Here is a 580-nt window from a genome sequence, read left to right on the forward strand (position 1 = left end):
CTCTGAGAGCCAAGGCATCCCCCGTGTACTCTTCTTTACTTTCTTCTACCTGTACGCCTTTTGCGCCGTACGGTATGCTTTTTTCGCTCTTGTCATGATGTCTCATACCACAGATCGCATCGCTGCTGCCTGCGGTGAGCACAAACACAACAGTCGCCTATTGTTGTTTGCTCTTCTTTTTTAACTTCTTCCAATATGTCAAAGAACTTTCCAAGGATGGGCAGAGGGTATAAGGTCACGGGGTTCATCGCCCGATCCCAAGCCTTTGGCCTGAATCCTGTTAGTCAAAAACCGCGGTCTCGAACCGTTCCATGTACCAGGACATTATCCCGTACAAGTGCCCCATGGCGTTTTCCTCAATCTTGATGTCAATGTGCCCGATCGATCCCGATCGGTGGCGTTTGATGTATTTCCCGAAAGCTTCCGGCTAATTAACCTTGGTCTTCCAGCTTATGTGGAGAATAACGGAGTCGAACCGTTGACCTCCTGCGTGCAAGGCAGGCGCTCTAGCCAGCTGAGCTAATCCCCCAAAAGGATGTTCATAATTGGTAGTCCCGTCCAGATTTGAACTGGAGACCCC

General features: G+C 50.0%; 1 tRNA gene. It reads right to left on the reverse strand.

Annotated features, from left to right (window positions below):
- Window positions 1–455: 455 nt before the first annotated feature.
- A tRNA-Ala gene (locus tag DHW03_RS19140) sits at window positions 456–529 on the reverse strand.
- Window positions 530–580: the final 51 nt, after the last annotated feature.

Source organism: Pedobacter yonginensis (assembly GCF_003173595.1).
In the GTDB taxonomy this organism is placed as follows: Bacteria; Bacteroidota; Bacteroidia; order Sphingobacteriales; family Sphingobacteriaceae; genus Pedobacter; species Pedobacter yonginense.